The organism is Pauljensenia sp. UMB1177 (assembly GCF_030217965.1).
In the GTDB taxonomy this organism is placed as follows: Bacteria; Actinomycetota; Actinomycetes; order Actinomycetales; family Actinomycetaceae; genus Pauljensenia; species Pauljensenia turicensis_A.
The window spans coordinates 176,403-197,457 of record NZ_JASOOV010000001.1; the positions used below are offsets into that span (position 1 = coordinate 176,403).

18 protein-coding genes are annotated in these 21,055 nt (G+C 59.4%); 1 reads left to right on the forward strand and 17 read right to left on the reverse strand.

The window, feature by feature from the left end:
• Positions 1 to 137 precede the first annotated feature (137 nt).
• The 17 genes from QP442_RS00775 to QP442_RS00855 form a co-directional block, all read right to left on the reverse strand.
• On the reverse strand, positions 138 to 1,145 hold the full coding sequence (locus QP442_RS00775; protein WP_006680812.1) for a polyprenyl synthetase family protein: 1,008 nt from the start codon (positions 1,143 to 1,145) through the stop codon (positions 138 to 140).
• The gene (gene nuoN, locus QP442_RS00780; protein WP_103632684.1) at positions 1,142 to 2,710 is read right to left on the reverse strand and encodes an NADH-quinone oxidoreductase subunit NuoN; all 1,569 of its coding nucleotides are present in this window, start codon (positions 2,708 to 2,710) and stop codon (positions 1,142 to 1,144) included. The genes QP442_RS00775 and nuoN overlap by 4 nt, the downstream gene beginning before the upstream one ends.
• Positions 2,707 to 4,251: a complex I subunit 4 family protein gene (locus QP442_RS00785; protein ID WP_103632702.1), complete on the reverse strand. Its 1,545-nt coding sequence runs from the start codon at positions 4,249 to 4,251 to the stop codon at positions 2,707 to 2,709. The genes nuoN and QP442_RS00785 overlap by 4 nt, the downstream gene beginning before the upstream one ends.
• 24 nt (positions 4,252 to 4,275) lie before the next feature.
• Positions 4,276 to 6,261: an NADH-quinone oxidoreductase subunit L gene (gene nuoL, locus QP442_RS00790; protein ID WP_181002146.1), complete on the reverse strand. Its 1,986-nt coding sequence runs from the start codon at positions 6,259 to 6,261 to the stop codon at positions 4,276 to 4,278.
• Positions 6,262 to 6,275: 14 nt separating this feature from the next.
• Positions 6,276 to 6,575 (reverse strand): NADH-quinone oxidoreductase subunit NuoK, encoded by a 300-nt coding sequence (nuoK, locus tag QP442_RS00795; RefSeq protein WP_006680808.1) that lies wholly within the window; start codon positions 6,573 to 6,575, stop codon positions 6,276 to 6,278.
• Complete coding sequence (locus tag QP442_RS00800; RefSeq protein WP_103632683.1) at positions 6,572 to 7,549, reverse strand: NADH-quinone oxidoreductase subunit J; 978 nt, start codon at positions 7,547 to 7,549, stop codon at positions 6,572 to 6,574. The genes nuoK and QP442_RS00800 overlap by 4 nt, the downstream gene beginning before the upstream one ends.
• Positions 7,546 to 8,208 carry an NADH-quinone oxidoreductase subunit NuoI gene (gene nuoI, locus QP442_RS00805; protein WP_006680806.1) on the reverse strand — a complete coding sequence of 221 codons (663 nt, stop codon included), beginning with the start codon at positions 8,206 to 8,208 and terminating at the stop codon, positions 7,546 to 7,548. The genes QP442_RS00800 and nuoI overlap by 4 nt, the downstream gene beginning before the upstream one ends.
• Entirely contained in the window at positions 8,201 to 9,511 is a 1,311-nt protein-coding gene (nuoH, locus tag QP442_RS00810; RefSeq protein ID WP_103632682.1) for an NADH-quinone oxidoreductase subunit NuoH, read from the reverse strand. The genes nuoI and nuoH overlap by 8 nt, the downstream gene beginning before the upstream one ends.
• A complete protein-coding gene (locus tag QP442_RS00815) occupies positions 9,508 to 12,072 on the reverse strand; it encodes an NADH-quinone oxidoreductase subunit G (RefSeq protein ID WP_103632681.1) in 2,565 nt (854 codons plus the stop codon). Before QP442_RS00815 ends, nuoH begins: the two co-directional genes overlap by 4 nt.
• The gene (gene nuoF, locus QP442_RS00820) at positions 12,069 to 13,370 is read right to left on the reverse strand and encodes an NADH-quinone oxidoreductase subunit NuoF (RefSeq protein ID WP_103632680.1); all 1,302 of its coding nucleotides are present in this window, start codon (positions 13,368 to 13,370) and stop codon (positions 12,069 to 12,071) included. Before nuoF ends, QP442_RS00815 begins: the two co-directional genes overlap by 4 nt.
• On the reverse strand, positions 13,367 to 14,068 hold the full coding sequence (gene nuoE, locus QP442_RS00825) for an NADH-quinone oxidoreductase subunit NuoE (protein WP_103632679.1): 702 nt from the start codon (positions 14,066 to 14,068) through the stop codon (positions 13,367 to 13,369). The genes nuoF and nuoE overlap by 4 nt, the downstream gene beginning before the upstream one ends.
• Positions 14,065 to 15,414, reverse strand: a complete 1,350-nt coding sequence (locus QP442_RS00830; protein ID WP_103632678.1) for an NADH-quinone oxidoreductase subunit D — start codon at positions 15,412 to 15,414, stop codon at positions 14,065 to 14,067. The genes nuoE and QP442_RS00830 overlap by 4 nt, the downstream gene beginning before the upstream one ends.
• Positions 15,414 to 16,130, reverse strand: coding sequence for an NADH-quinone oxidoreductase subunit C (locus QP442_RS00835; RefSeq protein WP_103632677.1), 717 nt, complete (start codon positions 16,128 to 16,130; stop codon positions 15,414 to 15,416). The genes QP442_RS00830 and QP442_RS00835 overlap by 1 nt, the downstream gene beginning before the upstream one ends.
• Positions 16,127 to 16,681, reverse strand: coding sequence for an NADH-quinone oxidoreductase subunit B (locus QP442_RS00840; protein ID WP_006680799.1), 555 nt, complete (start codon positions 16,679 to 16,681; stop codon positions 16,127 to 16,129). Before QP442_RS00840 ends, QP442_RS00835 begins: the two co-directional genes overlap by 4 nt.
• A 17-nt stretch (positions 16,682 to 16,698) precedes the next feature.
• Positions 16,699 to 17,058 carry an NADH-quinone oxidoreductase subunit A gene (gene ndhC / locus QP442_RS00845; RefSeq protein WP_006680798.1) on the reverse strand — a complete coding sequence of 120 codons (360 nt, stop codon included), beginning with the start codon at positions 17,056 to 17,058 and terminating at the stop codon, positions 16,699 to 16,701.
• 34 nt (positions 17,059 to 17,092) lie between these two features.
• Positions 17,093 to 18,373, reverse strand: coding sequence for a geranylgeranyl reductase family protein (locus QP442_RS00850; RefSeq protein WP_006680797.1), 1,281 nt, complete (start codon positions 18,371 to 18,373; stop codon positions 17,093 to 17,095).
• A 248-nt stretch (positions 18,374 to 18,621) separates the two neighbouring features.
• The gene (locus tag QP442_RS00855; protein WP_006680796.1) at positions 18,622 to 19,341 is read right to left on the reverse strand and encodes a class I SAM-dependent methyltransferase; all 720 of its coding nucleotides are present in this window, start codon (positions 19,339 to 19,341) and stop codon (positions 18,622 to 18,624) included.
• A 182-nt stretch (positions 19,342 to 19,523) separates the two neighbouring features.
• On the opposite strand from QP442_RS00855, the gene QP442_RS00860 reads away from it, so the two are divergent.
• Entirely contained in the window at positions 19,524 to 20,777 is a 1,254-nt protein-coding gene (locus QP442_RS00860; protein WP_103632676.1) for an isochorismate synthase, read from the forward strand.
• Positions 20,778 to 21,055: the final 278 nt, after the last annotated feature.

The window sequence follows — 21,055 nt, forward strand, 5'->3', positions numbered from 1 at the left end:
GCTCCCAGCCAATATCTCACCCACTGTCCTTCTGACGTGCGAAACACGCTCGGGCGAAAGAGAAGAGACTCCCCATAAAGCACTGTGTGCCCCACAGTCACAGCTACGGGGCACACAGATGAAAACAACTGTCGAAGTCAGACCAAACGATCCACCATCAGGTGAGCAAACGCGATGAGTGCCTGCTTCGGTTCACCATCGGGCAGAGAGTCGAGCACCTCGATCGCACTATCTGACCATTGACGAGCCAGCGCACGCGTTTCCTCCAAGCAATCATGGACACGAATCTTCGCTACCAGGGCACCGAGAGCTTCATCCGACGACAGATCAGCGTCACGTTCAGCCAGAATCTGCTTCCCCGCTTCATCGATCGTGCCCTCAGCAACACGACGACGCAGGAGCAGAATCGGCAGGGTGTCTACACCCTCACGCAGATCAGTACCCGGTGTCTTACCAGACTGATCGGACGCAAGGTCAAGGACGTCGTCAGCGATCTGGAATGCCACACCAATGCGTTCGCCGAACTCAGAGACGATCGCAGCAATGTCATCAGAAGCACCCGACAGACACGCACCAAAGTACGCGGCCGTTGCGACCAGCGAGCCGGTCTTATCCGACAGAACCTTCAAGTAGAAGTCGACGCGGTCGTCTTCTTCAGTCGGACCGAAGGTTTCATTCAGCTGACCGATGCAGAGACGTTCGAAGGTCTTCGCATGGTAGCGAACCATCTCAGGACCAAGCGTCGTGATCAGCATCGACGCCCGAGCAAAAAGTACGTCACCAGCGAGGATCGCACGATTATTGCCCCACACGTGCTGAGCCGACGGAACGCCACGCCTGGTCGGCGCTGAGTCCATAACGTCATCATGGTAGAGCGACGCGAGATGTGTCATTTCAACGGCAGTCGCACCGCGAATGACCTCGTCACTGAGCGCACGTTCCGGGTCACCCAGCTGCGCGCACACCAGCGCGAGGAGGGGGCGAAGTCGCTTCCCACCTGCAAGAGCAAGGTGGCTGGTCAGGTCATCAACGAGGTCACGCGACCCCGTCACTGATTCGTACAGGCGACGCTCGACGACCTCGAGCCCCGGAAGAATTCGGGACTCGAGGTCGGGAACATGGAGATCTGGCGTAGAAACGGTCACGGCAAAAGTATGACGATGTTTGACAGAATCGACAAAACGGGACCGGGGAAGACGCCTAGCACAATCGTCGCAAGTGCCAAGATCAGGACCGCGATGAAGGTCATGCCTTCAGAACGGACAACCACTGAATTCTCAGTCGGCTCGGTGAAGAACATCAGGCGAACCAGGCGGAAGTAGTAGAAGGCCGTCACTGCGGAACACGCCAAAGCAAGCGCCACGAGCCAGCCGAAGCCACCGGCGAACCCATCGGAGAACACGACGAACTTGCCAACGAAACCAGCCGTCAACGGAATGCCAGCAAACGAGAGTAGGAAGACAAGCATGGATGCCGCCATCAGCGGGTTCTTCTTGCCAAGGCCTGCCCAGCGATCCAGAGCCGTTGCCTCGCCACCGGGTTCACCTTCAGCAGTCGCAGAGCGAACCAGAGTGATGACACCGAATGCGCCAACCGTTGCCAGCCCGTATGCCAGCACGTAGTAGAGGACGTGGCCAGCGGAGCCCTGAGCCAGCGAGAAAACACCGATCAGGATGAAGCCTGCGTGCGCGATCGACGAGAAGGCAAGCATACGCTTCACATCGGTCTGAACGATACCGGTGAAGGTGCCAACCAGCATGGTCAGAACGGCAACTGTAATCAGAACCGGAACCAGGTCCCACTGAAGCAGTGCTGCGATCGTCTGGTAGAAGCGCACCATCGCACCGAAGGCCGCCATCTTCACGGCTGCCGCCATGAAGCCGGTAACCGGGGTCGGAGCACCGGTGTACACGTCGGGCGTCCAGGCATGGAACGGAGCAGCACCCACCTTGAACAGCAAGCCGACCATGATCATGAAGACGCCAACAACTGCCAGCCAATCAAGACCGCTCGCGGTCGGGACGACTGCTGCAGCATCGGAGATTTTCAGGGAGCCGGTGAAACCGTAGAGGAGCGCCGAACCCATCAGCAGGAAGCCGGATGCGAATGCACCCAGGATGAAGTACTTCATGCCTGCTTCCTGGCTGAGCTGACGGCGACGACGCGCGGTGGCGGCCAGAATGTAGAGCGGAAGCGACATGACTTCAAGAGCCACGAACAGCATGATGTAGGAATCAGCTGCCGGGAACAACATCATGCCACCCAAGCTGAACAGGGTCAGCGGGAACATTTCCGAACGCTGGTAGTTCTGAGTATCGGAACGCTCTTCATCCTGCGAACCGGGGCGGTCCGAAGGCTGACCGGCGAAAGCGCCGTCACCAACAACAGTGCGATCGGCCATCACCAGGATCGCAAAGAACGCGACGATGGTCAGGACGAACTGGGCACCGATCGTCAGCGGGTCCTCGATGTACTCACCAATGGAAGTGGGCTTGTCAAGAACCGGGAACCACCGCGTAGCGAGCACCGCGGCTGCGGCCAGAGTCGTCAGCAGAGCGACGGCAATGACCAGCGTGCGACGGGTCTTGCGGGGAGCAAATGCTTCGATGAGCACGCCCAAGACCGCGCCGCCGAAGACGACGATGATCGGAATGAGCGTCACCCACGCAATCTGCGGAGCGCTAAAGTTTGCTGCTTGCAAGAGATTCAATTCGAGCTCCCTTCAAGAACTGCCGTTGCGGCAGTATCGGCAGTGCCAAGAGCAAGATCTTCACCGATCGGGGTCAGTGCACCGACAAGTGGCGCAGACCAGATACCGAGAACAACCATTGCAATGAGCAGCGGGGCCATCACTGACTTTTCACGAGTGTTCAAGTCAGGCAGTGCATCCTTGCCGGCGACGGGGCCACCGGTGAAGACACGCTGGTAAGGCATCAAGACGTACACGGCAGCGATGATCACGCCGAGTAGCGCGAAGACCGCCAGCACGATATTCACCTGCCACGTACCCATGAGGACAAGGTATTCAGGAACGAAGCCTGACAGACCGGGCAGTGCGATCGATGCAAGACCGGAAACCAGCCAGAGGCCGGCAAGAACCGGGGTCACGCGCTGCATACCCGAGTATGCGTTCATGTCCTGGGTACCACCGCGACGCGACAGCCAACCGGAGAGGATAAACATCGCTGCGATCGAAACGCCGTGAGCAACCATGTAGAACATAGCGCCAACCATGGCGACCGACGAGCCGATAAAGATACCCAAAACCATGAAGCCGAAGTGCGACACGGACGTGTAGGACACGAGGCGCATGATGTCGTCCTGGCCGTTAGCAGCAAGACCGCCCCAGATGATCGACAGGACTGCCAGTGCGCAGAGGACCCAGCGCGCTTCGAAGGAAGCTTCCGGGAAGAGGCGCAGGCAGAGGGTGATCATGCCGAAGGTGCCGATCTTGTCCAGCACGCCAACGAGCAGAACCGACGTGCCCGGACGGGCAACAGCGGCAGTGTCGGGGAGCCAGGTGTGAACCGGAACCATCGGAGCCTTGATTGCGAAGGCGACCATGAAGGACACGAACGCGCCCATCTGCACTGTGCTCGACAGGAGCGGCGCAACCTGGGACAGGGTGTCGAGGCGGAAGAAGGTGTCGGAGTGCTCTGGAGCGAATGCCCAAAGAGCGATCAGACCACCGAGCATAACCAGACCGCCGGCGAGCGAGTAGAGCAGGAACTTCATCGCTGCCGCATGACGCTCGGCAACCGGGCCGACACCGTAACGACCAATCATCAGGAACAGCGGGATCAGCATCGCTTCGAAGGCAATGTAGAAGACCACCAGGTCACACGCTGCGAAGATGACGACCATGAACGCTTCGAGGAAGAGGACGAGGGCCGCGTACGAGCCCGCATCCGCTTCGCTTTCATCTTCGTTCCAACCGGCGATCAAAACGATCGGAACCAGGATGACAGCAAGAAGGATCATAACCAGGGCCAAGGCGTTGACGCCGAGGGCCCATGAAACGCCCATCTGGGGAATCCACGAGACGGATTCGATGAGCTGATACATAGAAGCCGAACCCCAGTCGAAGCTCATGGCAGCGCCAATAGCAGCACCGAGTTCGAGGAGGGAGACGACCAGAGCAAAGCCCTTGCCTGCGCCCTTACGCAACGCGGGGGTTACTCCAAGCAGGAGCGCACCCAGCGCGGGAAGAGCGACCAGGAGGGTAAGCCATGGGAACGAGGATTCAACCATTGTGTTTTCCATTGTCTAACTCCCTCACAGCCTGAAGCCGAGGACGATCGCGAGGGCAACGACAACGCCCCCGAGGATGTATGACGCGTAGGCGCGGACGAAGCCGTTCTGCGTGATCGCAATCAGGCGACCAACACCAGCCGAACCCTTGGCAACCAGACCAACCGCGCCGTCGATTGCCTTACGGTCACCACCGGTTGCAAGCTTTGCAAGGCCCGCAGCGGGAGCGACGAACAGGGTGGCATTCACGTCATCCTGGTAGAGGTCACGACGTGCAGCCTCGGTCAGAGCATTACCGGCAGGAACGCCAGTCGGAACCTCGCCGGCACCGTACATGCGCCATGCGAGGAAGGCACCGGCAATCACAAGGACGAGGGTCAGGATCTGAATGGCCATCACCGGCATGACCGGTTCGCCATGGTGAACGCCACCGATTGCGGGAGACAACCAGTTGGTGAAGAAGTCACCAATCGACATGAGGCCACCGATGAAGATCGCGCCAATGGCAAGGATGATCATCGGGACGGTCATGAGAGCGTTGGACTCGTGCGGGTGAACCGGCGAGCCTTCCGCTTCAGTCGTCCACCGTGGCCTGCCGTGGAAGGTCATGAAGAACAGACGCGACATGTAGAACGCGGTGATACCGGCACCGATCAGAGCAACCAGGCCGTAGACCCAGCCGATCCACGGTGCTTCGATCGAACCGAAGGTGTGCGCCGCGAAGGCTGCTTCAATGATCTTGTCCTTCGACCAGAAGCCGGAGAACGGCGGAACACCGAGGATTGCCAGCCAGCCCATCATGAACGTGACCCACGTAATCTTCATGACGGTACGCAGGGCACCGAAGCGACGCATATTCACTTGGTCAGCCATGCCATGCATGACTGAGCCGGCTCCAAGGAACATAAGTGCCTTGAAGAAGCCGTGGGTGAACAGGTGGAAGATTGCGAATGCCCAGCCGATCGGACCGAGGCCCGCACCCAGCATCATGTAGCCGATCTGCGACATGGTCGAGGCCGCGAGGACCTTCTTCATGTCATCCTTTGCGGAACCGACGATCGCTCCGAAGAGCAACGTGATTGCACCGATAAGGGCGACTGCAGTTGCTGCCGCGGGAGCTGCAACGTAGACGGCACCGGAACGAACAACCAAGTAGACGCCAGCGGTGACCATGGTTGCCGCGTGAATAAGAGCGGAAACCGGGGTCGGGCCTGCCATTGCGTCACCAAGCCATGCCTGCAACGGGAACTGCGCGGACTTACCACAGGCAGCAACCAGGAGGAAGATGCCGATGGCGGTTGCTTGAGCAACCGGGATCGTAGCGACACCCTCGGTCACATCCTCGAAGCGGACGGACGAGAAGTTTGCGACCATGACCATCATTGCGGCGAGCATACCCATGTCACCGACACGGTTCATGACGAACGCCTTCTTTGCAGCGCGAGCATTCGCCGGAACGTGGTTCCAGAAGCCGATCAGCAGGTACGAGGCCAAGCCCACGCCTTCCCAGCCGACGAAGAGGACGGCGTAGGAGTCAGCCAGAACCAGGGTCAGCATTGCTGCGATGAACAGGTTCAGGTAGGCGAAGAAACGGCGACGATCCTTGTCATGTTCCATGTAGGCGATTGCGTACACGTGAATGAGGGAACCAACGAAGGTCACCAGCATCACGAAGGTCAGCGACAGCGGATCAACCAGCAGGCCGAAGTTCACGCTGAAATCCCCCGCGGGGATCCAGGTGAACAGGGTGTGTGCCATGCGGTGTGCTCCCCCATCAGCTCCCAGGACCTGGGCAACGATGACGGCACCGACGATAAAGGATACCCACGAGGCGCAGGTGGCCAGCAGGTGACCCCAGCGGTCAGAAGAACGACCCAGCAACAGCAGGATCATTGCACTTGCCAGCGGAATTGCAATCATCAGCCATGCCAGTGATGCTGCGCCTGTGGCAGGAACGATTACCTCAGCAAGGCCGTCGTTCATCGCGTGAAGAGCGAAGGATGTTGTCATTCTGTTTTCCTCCCTCAGTTCTTCAGCAGGTTGATATCGTCAACGCTCGTTGTCGACCGTGACTTGAAGATGGACACGATGATCGCCAGACCGACCACGACTTCAGCGGCCGCGACGATCATGACGAAGAACGCCATAATTTCACCGTTCACATCGCCGAAGATTCGCGCGAAGGTAACGAACACCAGGTTCGCGGAGTTCAGCATGAGCTCAACGCCCATCAGGGAAATGATGGCGGAGCGACGAACCAGAACGGTAACAGCGCCAATTGAGAAGAGCACTCCCGCAAGCAGGAGGTACCAAGCCAGACTCACTTCTCCTCCTCTTCCTTGGTTTGTGCGGGTGCTTCAGCGTCAGCCACACCGGCGGGACCGACCGGCTGATCAAGGCCGGTGGGCGCTGCCGGGCCAGGCATACCCCACGAGCCCGAACGCTCGACGGTCTGCGATGCAAACTGTGCAAACGGCGAGTCGATGGTATCGCCGGTACGGGCGAGCATGAGCGACTGTGCGACGTCGTGGTCGACCTGATCGATAGAACGCTCCAAGCCACGAACACGAATCACGCGCGGGACGGATTCTTCGACCGGGCCGAGGGTTTCACCGGAGATGGCCGGGACGTCAGCAGCGTTGCTGTGTGCGTAGACGCCAGGTGCCGGAAGCTGACCGATGCGTCGGCCGGATTCGGCAAATGCGCGCATCTTGGCCTTTGCGGTTTCTTCCTGCGAGATCTTCGGGCCGAGGTTGTCAGAGTGCGTCAGTAGCATTGCGCCGATTGCGGCGGTGATGAGCAGTGCGCCCGCGACCTCCATCGTCAGCCAGTGCTGCGAGAAGAGCGTCGTTGCGAGGGACTCGATCGGCTCATTCGAGTACGGGTCAGCGGGGACGAGGCCCTTTGCGTCAGCCGCGAACTTCGTGTGGCCGAGGGTGGCAGCGATGATCACTGCAAGGCCCAGCCCCGCGATGACTGCTGCGATAATCGAACCGCGTGACTGCGTTGCGTAGTCATCGGTGGCACCGATGCCAATCATCATGATGACGAACAGGAAGAGCATCATGATTGCGCCGGTGTAGACGACGATCTGCACAACACCGAGGAACGGTGCCTGTTGCGTCAAGTAGAGAACTGCAAGCCCCAGCATGACGCCGACCATCGAGATAGCGGCGTATGCGGCCTTTTTAAAGAACAGGACGCCCAGTGCGCACACCACCATGACGATTGCGGTGCATGCGAACAGCACGGCTTCGCCGGTAGATACCATCTCGGGCCATGTACCCAGTAGATTCATCGGACTTCCTCCTTTGCCACCACGCGCGCGTTGGCAAGGCTCGGATCCTCAGGACGGTGTTCCTTCACCCAATCAATCTGGGACTGGGTGGCACCACTGACCGCACCGCGGTAGTAATCGCCATCGTTCAGCCCCTCGACCATCGGGTGAGGCGGAGCGAGCATTCCATCGGAAAGAGGAACAAGCAGATCCTGCTTTTCGTAAATATCGTCTGCGCGAGTGTAGGTGGCGAGCTCGAAGTCATTGCTCATCGTCAGAGCACGAGTCGGGCAAGCTTCGATGCACATACCGCAGAAGATACAACGCAAGTAGTTGATCTGGTAGACGTTGCCGAAACGCTCGCCGGGGCTGTACTGCGCCTCGGGAGTATTCGATGCTGCTTCAACGAGGATAGCGTCAGCGGGGCATGCCCACGCGCAAAGCTCGCAGCCAATACACTTTTCCAAACCATCTGCGTAGCGGTTCAGCTGGTGACGACCGTGGAAACGAGGCATGACGCGCGCGGGTTCGCGCGGGTACTGCTCGGTGACGGTCGGACGGAAGAAAGACGAGATGGTGACGCCGTAGCCGGCGATCGGAGCAAAGAATTCGCCGATCGGCCCCTTCGGGTCATGCTCGAAGCGCATTTCCTCATTCTTCGAATCGTTCTTCTTACTCATCGGTGTCCTCCTTCGAGGCAGTCGCCACGACCGGCGTGCGGCCGGCGCGCGGGGACTCAACCGGACTCTGACCGGGAAGTGGCGGGATCGGGAAGCCATCAGCGAAGCCGGTGTATTCCATATCTGCAGGCTTGGGGGCCGGTTCAGGCTCTCCCTTATCCGTGACCCACATAATCAGCATGATGATTGCGAAGAGGATGACAATCGATACGCCAAGGACTGGCAGGGAAACCTCAACCCATTCGGTGATGCCACGAACGATGGCGACGGCAACCAGCCAGACCAGAGCGATCGGCATCAGCCACTTCCAGCCGAAGCTCATGAACTGGTCGTAACGGAAGCGGAGCAGCGTTGCACGGGTCCAGATGAGGAGGAACATGAAGAACCACATCTTGAGGAAGAACCAGAGCATACCGAACCAGCCGTCGTTGATGACCGGTACGTGCGACAGTGGCCACGGCGCGTGCCACCCACCGAAGAACATCGTGGTGGCAACCGCGGAAACGTTGAGCATGTTCACGTATTCGGATAGGTAGTACCAGCCGAACTTCATGGACGAGTATTCGGTCATGTGACCGGCGACGAGTTCGCCTTCAGCTTCGGGGAGGTCGAAGGGCAGACGGTTGACTTCACCGGTAGCCGAAATGCAGTAGACAACGAACGCTGGGATCAGCGCAAATGCCCACCAGACCTGGCCTTGGGAAGCAACGATCTGCGAGGTCGACATCGTGCCCGACATGAGGAACACGGAAACAAGCGCCATACCCATTGCGAGTTCGTATGAAATCACCTGAGCGGACGAACGAACCGCACCGTAGAGCGGAAGCGTCGAACGGGTTGACCAACCGCCGAGGACAACGCCGTACAGGCCAAGCGAGGTGATTGCCAGGATGTAGAGCGTTGCGACCGGCATATCAGCCAGCTGAAGCGGGCTGGAGTGACCGAACAGGTTAACGTTCGGACCCATCGGAATCACAGCAAAGACGCTGAACGCGCTGAATGCTGCGATGGCCGGAGCGATGAAGTACAAGAACTTATCGGCTCCGCGAGTCCACATGTCTTCCTTGAACAGAAGCTTGCCTGCATCCGCGATTGCCTGGAGCAAACCGAGCGGGCCGGCCACGTTCGGGCCCGGACGGGTCTGCATGCGGCCGAGGCCACGACGCTCAACCCAGAGGGCAAGAAGAACGTTCAGGATCAGGTAAACGATGATGAAGACGGCCTTGATGAGCGTCAGCCACCATGTTTCCTGCGAGAAATCTGCTGCGGTGTAATCAGGCACCGCACTGAGCAAGAGTTTCACCGGGCCACCTCCCCAGTAGCGCTGAGAGCCACGAGGCAACCAGCGTCACCCAGCGACTGATGGACTGCAGAACCCTGCGAGCATTCGGGAACCCACACGACGTTGTCGGGAAGGTCCGCGATTTGCGCGGGCAGTGTGATGGAACCGCGTTCAGTGGAAAGCGTCAGGGCTTCACCTGCATTCACGCCGGCACCTGTCAGCGTTGCCTGCGAAGCGAATGCGATCACGCGACGAGCAGAACCAGCGAGCCACGGCGCACCATCTTGCAGACGGCCAGCATCAAGCATCGGCTTGTGCGTTGCGAGAACTGCCTGACCAGCACCGACTGCTTGAGGAGCCTGCGGGGCAACCGGCATGAACTCGGCACGAGCGCCGTCCCAGGTACTGATGGCGTTGACCTCGTCGTATAGGTCGGTCAGCGTCAGAATGCCAAGATCCTCGCCAAATTCCTCGGCCAGCTTGACCAGAACATCGCGGTCGGTCAGCGAACGAGCGGAAACAGCCTGACCGTAGGGGCGCAGACGACCTTCCCAGTTGATCGACGTGCCGTTCTTTTCCAACTGTGGAGCAACCGGAAGAACAACGTCGGCCAGCTCGGTGATCTCAGAGGAACGAACCTCAAGGCTCACCAGGAACGGAACTGTTTCAAAAGCGCGAAGCGCAAGAGCCGGATCGGTGAAGTCGCGGTAGTCAACGCCACCAACGACCAGTGCCTGAACCGAGCCGTCGAGGGCACCTGCAAGCTGAGCGTCAGCATCCAGGCCCGCGCCCTTCGGATAGGACTTCCAGCCGAGTGAAGCCTGCGCGGCCTCGTCGCCCAGTTGACGACCGAAGGGCAACACGCCCGGTAGCAGGCCGGCTTCGACTGCGGCGCGATCACCGTTACGGCGAGGCACCCACTGCAAACGAGCACCCGTACGCTCAGCCAATTCGACAACCGCGGAAAGCAGGCCCGGGATGCGAGCTGCGCGCTCACCTACCAAGATGACGCCACCGTTCAGTGCGGCTGCAAGCTCTGCGTTCTGTTCGCCCTCAGCAATCGAAGCAACAACCTCAGGCTCGGTGCCAGGAGCGGCACGCAACAGAGTCGCGCTCATCTTCGCACTACCGTTCGTGGTGAACGGAGCAACCGTCGCAACCTTCACGCCACCCTTACGAACACCCTTGCGCAGGCGCAGGAAGATCGCGCCCGCTTCATCTTCAGGTTCGAGGCCGACCAGCAGGACTTGCCCCGCATTTTCAAGGTCGGTGTAGGTGACGCCAAGACCAGTACCAGCAACCTTCGAAGCCAAGAACGAGGTCTCTTCAGCGGAAATCGTGCGAACGCGAGCGTCGATCGAATCGGAGCCGATGACGGTGCGAGCGAACTTGCTCCATGCCCAGGCATCTTCGAAACTCAGGCGACCGCCGGGCAGGAAGCCCGTCTGATCCGTAGCTTCGAGACCCTTACGGACACGGTCAAGAGCATCCGACCACGAGGTCGGAACCAGTATGCCGTCTTCGCGAACCAGCGGGGTGACCAGGCGATCCTGCTTGTCCCACTCGAAAGCAAAGCGATCCTTGTCGGTGATCCACTCTTCGTTGACCTCCGGATCGTTGCCGGCCATACGACGGACAACCTCACCGCGCCGGATATCGACGCGGAGTGCAGAACCGGAAGCATCATGCTCGGCGACCGACGCGGTCGACACGAGGTCGAACGGGCGGGCGCGGAAGCGGTACGAGGAAGCGGTCAGTGCGCCGACCGGGCAGATTTGAATGATGTTGCCCGAGAAGTAGGACGCAAACTGGCGACCGGTCTGATCAAGATCAGCTTCGGTCAGGTCACCAGAGTTTGCCGAACCAATGATGCCTGCATCACCGTAGGGACCGGAGATTCCGGCGTTACCCAGGTTCTTCGGCTTCGGGTTGTGGAAGTCCAGAGCAGTCGTGTCGAACGCGCCGATCTGTTCTGCCATGAAGTAGTGGTCGTCGGTCGGAGCCGTACCACCACCGCGACCCTGCAGGTCGATGAACACGTCGCCGGAGATTTCCTTACCGAAGCGCACGCAACGCTGGCAGAGAATGCAACGATCGCGGTCGAGCAGGATTTGGCTGGTCAGACGCAACGGCTTGCGGTAGGTGCGCTTCGCATCGGCGAAACGGGACTTTGCGCGACCATCGGTCATTGCCTGGTTCTGCAGGGGGCACTCGCCACCCTTATCGCAGATCGGACAGTCCAGCGGGTGGTTGATCAGCAGGAACTCCATCACGCCATGCTGTGCCTTCTTGGCAACCTCGGATGTGAACTGAGTCTTGACGACCATTCCGGGAGTGACGGTCTGTGCACATGACGGCTGAGGCTTCGGCATGAAACGAAGCTCGCCGGTGTTGCGATCGGGCATACCGACCTCGACCAAACACTGACGGCACGCAGCAACCGGTGCCAGAAGCGGATGGTCGCAGAAGCGCGGAATACGAATTCCGGCCTGCTCTGCTGCACGAATAACAAGCGTGCCCTGCGGGACGGCGACAGTGACATCATCAATGACGACATCAACCATGTTGGGAGCGTCGCTCATCGGACACCTCCTCTGGCGTAGATGGCGGATGCCTCGTAGGGGAAGAGCTCATTGGCCGGAGTAGTCAGACCGGCTTCGAACTCTTCGCGGAATCGCTGAATACCCGACTTGACCGGCGTTGCAGCGGCATCGCCAAGGGCGCAGAAGCTACGGCCGGCAATGTTGTTCGCGATCTCGCCGAGCAGGTCAACGTCTCCGGGAAGCCCCTGGCCCTTTTCGAGGCGGTACATGATCTGCTTGAGCCAGTACGTACCTTCACGGCAGGGCGTGCACTTACCGCAGGATTCGTGCTGGTAGAACTCGATCCAGCGAGTGACCACGCGAACCACCGACACGGTCTCGTCAAAGACCTGCAGGGCTCGGGTACCGAGCATCGAACCTGCAGCGCCGACCGACTCGTAGTCGAGCGGGGTATCAAGTTCAGCTTCGGTGAAGATCGGGGTGGAGGAGCCACCGGGAGTCCAGAACTTCAGCTGATGACCATCACGGATACCGCCGGCCATCTCGATCAGTTCACGCATCGTGATACCGAACGGAGCCTCGAACTGCCCCGGATTGTTCACGTGGCCGGAAACGGAGAAGATGCCGTGCCCCTTCGACTTTTCCGTGCCCATCGATGCGTACCATTCCGGCGAATTGCGGAAGACACCAACGACCTGAGAGATCGACTCAACGTTGTTCACAACGGTCGGGCGGGCGTACAGACCTGCGACTGCCGGGAACGGTGGCTTCAAACGCGGGTGGCCACGACGGCCCTCGAGCGAATCGAGGAGCGCTGTTTCCTCACCGCAAATATAGGCGCCAGCACCAGCGTGAGCGGTGATCTTCAGATCGCCGAGCAGACCGGCATCGGTTGCCTCTTTAATAGCGTTCAGCAGACGACGGTATACGTGGACGACCTCACCACGCAGGTAAACGAACGCGTGCCTGCAGTTGATGGCGCGACTGGTAATCGCGATGCCTTCAACCAGAACATGCGGGTTCGCCATGATGGTCGGGATGTCCTTGCACGTACCCGGCTCGGACTCGTCAGCGTTGACAACGAGGTAGCGAGGCTTGCCGTCATCTGGTGGAAGGAAAGACCACTTGAGGCCCGTCGGGAAGCCTGCGCCACCACGACCGCGAAGACCGGAGTCCTTCACGATCTGGACGATGTCGCCCGCTTCAAGAGTGTTGGCCTTCTTCAGACCCTCGTAGCCACCGCGCTTCAGGTACGAAGCGAGAGTCCACGACTGGTCTTCACCCCAACCGTTCGTAACGATCGGCGTGAGGGGCCCAGGAGCTACAAATGTTGTCATGCCTGTTCGCCTCCCTGCTCACCTTCGGTGCCAGCAACAGCAACCGGCTCGGTCCAGTCATTTTCCGCGGCGAGCTTGCAACCCAGCAGGGACGGCTCACCGGCGGACGGACCTTCGTTTTCATGGCCATCAAGGAAGCCCGCGAGTGTGTGCTCAACTTCCTTGAAGGTCGGGGCAACCGCAGCGCCACGCGTCGGGTGGACGGGGCGACCAGCTTCGAGGTCATCGACCAGAGCAAGTGCCGATTCGGGCGTCTGATTGTCGAAGAACTCCCAGTTGACCATGACAACCGGCGCATAATCGCAGGCCGCGTTGCATTCGATGCGCTCAAGGGTGATGCGACCAGATTCGTTGGTTTCGTCGCTTCCCACACCAACGTGTTCGGAAACAGCATCCCAAATCGCGTCGCCGCCCATAACTGCGCAGAGCGCGTTCGTGCACACACCAACCAAGTAGTCACCGTTGGGGTGACGCTTGTACTGCGTGTAGAACGTTGCAACGGCACTGACCTCTGGACGCGACAAGCCCAGAATGTCGGCGACCAGGGCGATACCGTCGGGGCTGACGTAGCCGTCTTCGGACTGCACCAGGTGCAGCATCGGAAGAAGAGCCGAACGTGCGTGCCCTGTCGGGTAACGGCCAATAATTTCTGCGGATTCAGCCCTCAGGCGGGCTTCAACTTCCTGCGTGTAGCTCATCGGTCAACGCCTCCCAGCACCGGGTCGATGGCAGCAAGTGCAACGACGACGTCGGCCAGCTGGCCACCTTCGGTCATCATTGCCATGGCTTGAAGGTTTGCGAACGAGGGGTCACGGAAGTGGGCGCGGAACGGGCGGGTGCCCCCGTCAGAAACGAGGTGAACACCGATGATGCCCTTTGCGTGCTCAACCTGCTGGTACACCTGACCAGCGGGGACCTTGAAACCTTCGGTCACAAGCTTGAAGTGGTGGATCAGGGATTCCATCGAGGAGCCCATGATCTCGGAGATGTGCTGCAACGAGTTGCCCTGACCGTCGGTTGCCACCGACAGCTGTGCGGGCCACGCAATCGCCGGATCCGCGACCATCACGGGAGCACCTTCGCACTTCTCAAGACGATCGAGGACCTGGTAGATGATGCGCAGAGACTCGTAGCACTCGTCGAAACGAACCATGACACGGTTGTAGACGTCTGACTTGTCGCGCGTCGGAATGTCGAACTCGAGCTGTTCGTAACCACAGTAGGGCTGGGACTTACGAAGGTCGAGTGGCAAGCCAGCGGCGCGGACGCCCGGGCCGGTCGTGCCAAGAGCCATCAGAGCGGACAGTGGCATGACGGCCACGTCGCACAGACGCTTCTTGAAGATCGGGTTCTGCTTCGTCAGGTCTTCGAGCTCGCCAATATCGCGACGAGCCTTCGGAAGAAGCTCACGGATGTAGTCAACGGTGCCTTCGCCAATGTCCTGTGCGACACCACCGGGGCGGATGTACGCATTGTTCATACGCAGGCCGGTGATGCGTTCAAAGATGCGGAGGATCTCTTCACGACCGCGGAATGCGATCGTCATGATCGTCGTTGCACCCATTTCGTTACCGGTCGAACCGATAGCGACGAGGTGCGAGGCGATGCGGCAGAGCTCCATCATCATGATGCGAATCAGGTTCGCGCGCTCCGGAATGTCATCCGTGATGCCCAGGAGCTTTTCAACGCCGAGGCAGTAGACGGCTTCCTGGAAGATCGGGGCAACGTAGTCCATACGGGTACAGAGCGTCACGCCCTGCGTCCACGTACGGTATTCCATCGTCTTCTCAATGCCGGTATGAAGGTAGCCGGTGTCAACGCGGGTTTCGCGAACGGTTTCACCGTCGAGTTCGAGGATCAGACGCAGAACGCCATGGGTTGCCGGGTGAACCGGGCCAAGGTTAACGACGATGCGCTCGGAGGAAATCTTTTCGATTTCGTTCAGAACGTCCTTCCAGTCGCCACCCTGAGTCATGACCTCGGGGACTTCGTCCATATTCAGCGGGGCTGAAGAAGCCGCCGCGTGGAAGTGTGGTGTGCTCATCAGTTGTATGACCTCCGCGTGTCTGCAGGCGGAACTGTTGCGCCCTTGTATTCAACGGGGACGCCACCAAGCGGGTAATCCTTGCGCTGGGGGTGTCCTACCCAGTCGTCAGGCAGTGCGGTACGAGTCAGCGACGGGTGACCGTCGAAGATGATGCCGATGAGGTCCCAGGTTTCACGTTCCTGCCAGTCGTTTGCCGGGTAGACAGAAACGATGGAGGGAATGTGCGGGTCGCCATCGGGGCACGTGACCTCAAGACGAATGTTGCGGTTGTAGGTGATCGACATCAGCGGGTAGATCGCGTGGAGTTCGCGACCCTCGTCTGACGGGTAGTGAACACCGTTCGTGCCAAGGCAGAGCTCGAAACGAAGATCTGCATCGTCACGCAGGTACTTTGCAACGCGAGCAATATGATCGCGGACGATGAAGATTGTCAGTTCACCGCGGTCGACAACAACCTTTTCGATGATCTCTTCAACCTTCAGACCGTCGGCTTCGATCAGTTCTTCAAGAATGTCGACTGTGTTGTCGAACCAGCCACCGTAGGGGCGTGGCGTTTCACCGGGAAGGAAAGATTCCTTCACCAGGCCGGAAAATCCGGTCGTATCGGGGAACATGCCTTCGCGACGCGTCATCAGTTCGGGTGCACCGAACGCACGCTGCGGGGCTTTGGCTACGACTTGGGAGTCGTCCGGGGTGACGATTTCGTCACTCATGCGAGGAGTCCCTTCATCTGGTGGGTGGGCGTTGCGGCGAGAGCTGCCTGCTCAGCCTTGCGGGCAATTTCCTGACGGTGAACGCCGAGTGGTTCCTTACCAATCTGTTCGCGCAGTGTCAGAACCGCGTGAATCAGGGCCTCGGGACGGGGCGGGCACCCAGGCAGGTAGACGTCGACGGGAACGATGTGATCGCATCCCTGAACGACGGCGTAGTTGTTGAACATGCCACCCGATGATGCGCATGCACCCATCGAAATAACCCATTTGGGTTCCGGCATAGAGTCGTAGACACGACGAATAACGGGAGCCATCTTGTGGCTGACACGACCTGAAACGATCATCATGTCCGAGTGACGCGGCGATGCGCGGAAAACTTCCAGACCGAAGCGGGACATATCGAATCGAGGTGTGCCGGCTGCCATCATTTCAATAGCACAACATGCCAGACCCATGGTGACCGGCCATTGGCTGTACTTGCGTGCAAGGCCGAGAACCTTCTCGATGCTTGTCAGCGCAACGCCAGCGGGCAGGCTTTCTTCAAGACCCATTTATCTGCTCCTGTCCCTCAGTAATCCAGGCCACCGCGTCGCCACTCGTACACGTATGGCACGGTGATGAGCGCGATGAACGTCAGCATTGCAATAAGCCCGAACAGGCCGAGCTGGCTGAAGCTCACTGCCCACGGGTACATGAAGACGACTTCAATGTCGAAGATGATGAACGTCATGGCGACCAGGTAGTAACGAACCGGGAAGCGACCTTCGTGAAGGTGCCCCGAGGTCGGTTCAATGCCACATTCGTAGTTGTCAGCTTTGGTCTTAGACTTCTTCGTCGGGCCGAGAATCGCCGATGCGCCAAGGCCACCAAGTGCCAGCACGAGTGCAGCCGCAGCCATAATCAGCAACGGAAAATAGGGATTCGTCATCGTTCCTCCCGGGGTTGAAAGAAGTGAAGGGCGTTCATACGGACGGCACCATCTTTGTCAACATTGTGATGAGGCGGTCATCAAAGTCGCCGCCCTTACGTTCATAGCCGTCAGAAAGTAGCTTGTGAACGAAAGTCATAAGTCGCGGAATTGGCAGACCCCTGTTGGTGCAGAGCTGCATGATTCGCGGATTTTCAATGAGAGCCACGAAGACTCGGCCCAGCTGGTAGTAGCCACCGTATTCTTCGCGGAGAAGTTCGGGATATTCGCTCATGGCGCGGTCGATGCCTGCCGACGTGGTGCGCGAGAAGGCTTGGGCGATGCACGAGGCAGCGAAGCGACCCGCCTTCAGAGCCGGTGCGATACCTTCGCCATTAAACGGAGACACCATGCCACCTGCGTCACCAACGAGTACGAGGCCCGACACGTAGTGTGGCTTGCGATTGAAGCTCATCGGGAGGGCAGCTGAGCGGAGCGGGCCGATCTGATTTTCAGGGGTGAATCCCCATTCCTCAGGCACGTTCGCGATCCACTGTTCGAAGACCTTCTTGTAGGGAAGCTGCGTCGCATTGGCTGTAGAGGCAACAGAGCCCAAACCAACGTTGACGATTCCGTCGCCCATGGGAAAGACCCAGCCGTAACCGGGAAGCAGGTCCGATTGCCCGGGCACGCCCGACCAGAGTTCCAGCTGGGATTCCATGTAGTCTTCGTTGCCACGAGGCGACTTGAAGTAGGCGCGCGCCGCAACACCCATGGGGCGCTTGATCGCCTTTTCGATGCCGAGAGAGGTAGCGAGTCTGGCAGAAACACCACCGCAGTCGACAACCATCTTGGCGCGCATTTCCAAGGCCTCGGCATCTTTACCGCGCCCCTTCTTTGCCTTCACACCGCACACGCGACCCATTGGACTGGTCAGTGCGCCGGTGACGGTAATTCCCTCCATCAGACGGGCGCCCGCATGCACTGCATGCTGGATCAGATCGTGGTCCAGCTGCATGCGTGCGCGCGTCATCCCATAGCCCGGAAGCGACTTCTGATCAGGCCAGTCAAGGGAAATCGTGTGTCCTCCGCCGACGACGGTCAGCCCTCGGTTTCGGTTCCACGTGGAGATGTCCATGCCCATCGCGATCAATTCGTGGACGGCCGCGGGAGTCAGGCCGTCACCGCAAATCTTGTCGCGCGGAAACTCTGCTTTTTCAAGGACGAGGACGTCAATCCCTAGCTTTGCCAGGTGATATGCGGTGGAGGAACCCGCAGGTCCGGCACCGACGATAATGACGTCGGCATCCGTTACGCCAGTAAGGTCATTGACCACTGGTAGCCCTCCCAAAAAAGTGAGCGCAGCTGTACGGGCTGCGCAGATGTGCAAGTCGGAGCGGTGTGCACTGCACCGCGATCCGAATTGAAAGCGTAGCCTGTTGCGCCAACGAGTGCGCCCGTTCTTCAAGAAAGGCGGATTTTCGGGAAAAGTGAAATGCGAGCGTTAACAAAGATGCATTCAATTCGGAAAAAGAAGACGTACCTAATTCGGTACGCCTTCCTCCTCATTGATCTGTGGCGCCCTTAGGGCAACGGCTTCACAGCTCGGTGCAGTGCCGCGATTCCGCCAGTAAGGTTTCGATACTGGACATCGGTCCAGCCGTTCGCGGCGATCATTCGAGCAACATCTTGCTGATCCGGCCAATCACGAATCGACTCGATCAGATAGTCATAGGCGACATCATTCGACGACATTACTTTCGCCATCACCGGCATCACGGTGGACTGGTAGAAGTTGTAGAGCCTACGGAAAACCGCGTTCGGCGGGGTTGAAAACTCGCAGACAACCAGGCGGCCTCGTGGACGAACAACTCGCGCCATCTCACGTAGCGCGCGAGCCGGATCTGGGATATTACGCAGCCCCCACGAAATCGTCACCGCATCAAAGGACCCATCTTCGAACTGCAGGTCAAGCGCATTACCCTGGACGAACTCAATGTCGGGGTGACGCTGGCGACCAACCTCGATCATGCCTTCGGACAGGTCGCAAGCCACAACCTCCGCCCCGCCCTTCGCCAAGGCTGCCGACGAAGCGCCCGTGCCCGCAGCAAGGTCAAGGATCCTCTCCCCCGGTGCCGGCTTCACCGCGTTGCGCAACGCGACCATCCACACGTGATCCATACCGCCTGTCATCAGCGCATCCATAAGGTCATAGCGCTCGGCAACACGGTCGAACATCGATGCGACGTCGGTGGTTGATTTCGTGAGGTCAGCGCGCAGTGCGCCCGAAGGTTCATTCTCCATACCCCTATCTTCCCACGTCGGCCCCTCGTGTCATACCTGCACCCATATCGCACTGCTCGTTCACACTTCGCGCATCCCCGCGCCCGTCCTCACCAGTAAGACGCCCGCATTGGTTCACCCTCACACCCACACCCAGGTGAGGCGCACACACCCCAGCAAAGTCGCACGGGTAAGATTGACCCATGCCCACCGAGCTTTCCGTTCCCACTTTGCGTGTGCGTGCAGCCTCACTTCAAGGCACCCGCTGGGAAAACACGCCGCTGCTTGAACTGATCCCCGACGGCGTTTCGCCTTTCGTGTGGTTCGGATGGCGTCAATCAATGGTCGGCTGGGGCACCGCCGCCGAATGGTCATCCAACACCCCGTCCGCTATTTCCGATTCGGCATCGTGGTGGGACCAGGTGCGCCGTTCCGCAATCGGCGAGGCCGACCACACTGGCCTCAGCCTTCCCCTTGCTTTTGGGTCCTACGGTTTCGCTTCCCCCTCTGTTTCATACCTGAGCATCCCCGAATTCGTGATCGTGGCGACCAACAAGGAACGCTGGGCTGTTTCAATGTCCTGCTCGGATACTGCTCGTGATCCACTTGAGGTGCTCGCCCAGCTCCGCCCCAGTTTTAAGGACAGCGAACTGACCGGGCCGGACGGCCTCGTGACCGATACCGGCAGGATGACGCAAGCCGAATGGGCGTCCAGCGTCAAAGAACTCGCGGGGCGCCTCCAGGCTGGGGATGCCGCGAAGGCCGTCATGGCGCGCGACATGCTCGTACGGGCTGAAACCGCGATTGACCAGCGGTATCTTCTTGCTCGACTCAATAGGCTCTACCCGCAGACCTGGCGTTTCGCCGTCCATGACCTTGTGGGCGCCACTCCTGAAATGCTCGCGTCCGTGCACGTTTCTCAGCTACGTTCGCGAGTCTTGGCTGGAACTGCGCCCGCCGGCCACACCGATGAATTGCTCGCATCCGCGAAGGATCGTCGCGAACACACTTTGGCGGTTGATTCCGTTGTTTCAGCGCTCGCTCCCCTCGCATCTGAAGTCAACGCACCCGATGACCCCTTCATTTTGGAGCTCCCGAACGTCGTCCACTTTGCTTCCGACATTCACGCCACTTTGGCAGATGCGAACCTGTTGGATGCAGTCGCCGCTTTACATCCGACCGCAGCAGTCTGCGGGACACCGCGCCTCGAGGCGCTTGAGCTGCTGAAAGTTCACGAGCAAACCGCGCGCGGACGCTATTCCGGACCAGTCGGTTGGATCGACGCCGACGGCGAGGGTGAATTCTGCATTGCCCTCCGCTGTGGCCTTGTTGAAGACGACGGGCATACACTGCGCATTTTTGCAGGTGGCGGAATTATGCCGGATTCTGATCCTGAGATTGAGCTTGCAGAAACGCGCCAGAAGATGGCGCCATTGCTGGACGCACTCGGCTTGTGAGAGACATCCTTGGCGGACTCACTTTGTCGCTTGGCGGGTAGAGCGTCGCACCAGGTGTAACAGGTGCCAGGGTCAGGATCGTGGCACGGCCCCAACTACACCCCACGCGACACAAACACGACTATCCAAGCAAAACCGTCGCACCAAGTGCAGTCGGGAACAAAAAACCAGCCCACACACGGCACCAACTACACCCCACGCGACAAATCCGAGCTTTTAGACACACATCCGTCGCGTCAGATGCAACTGGTGCCAGGGTCAGGATCGTGGCACGGCAC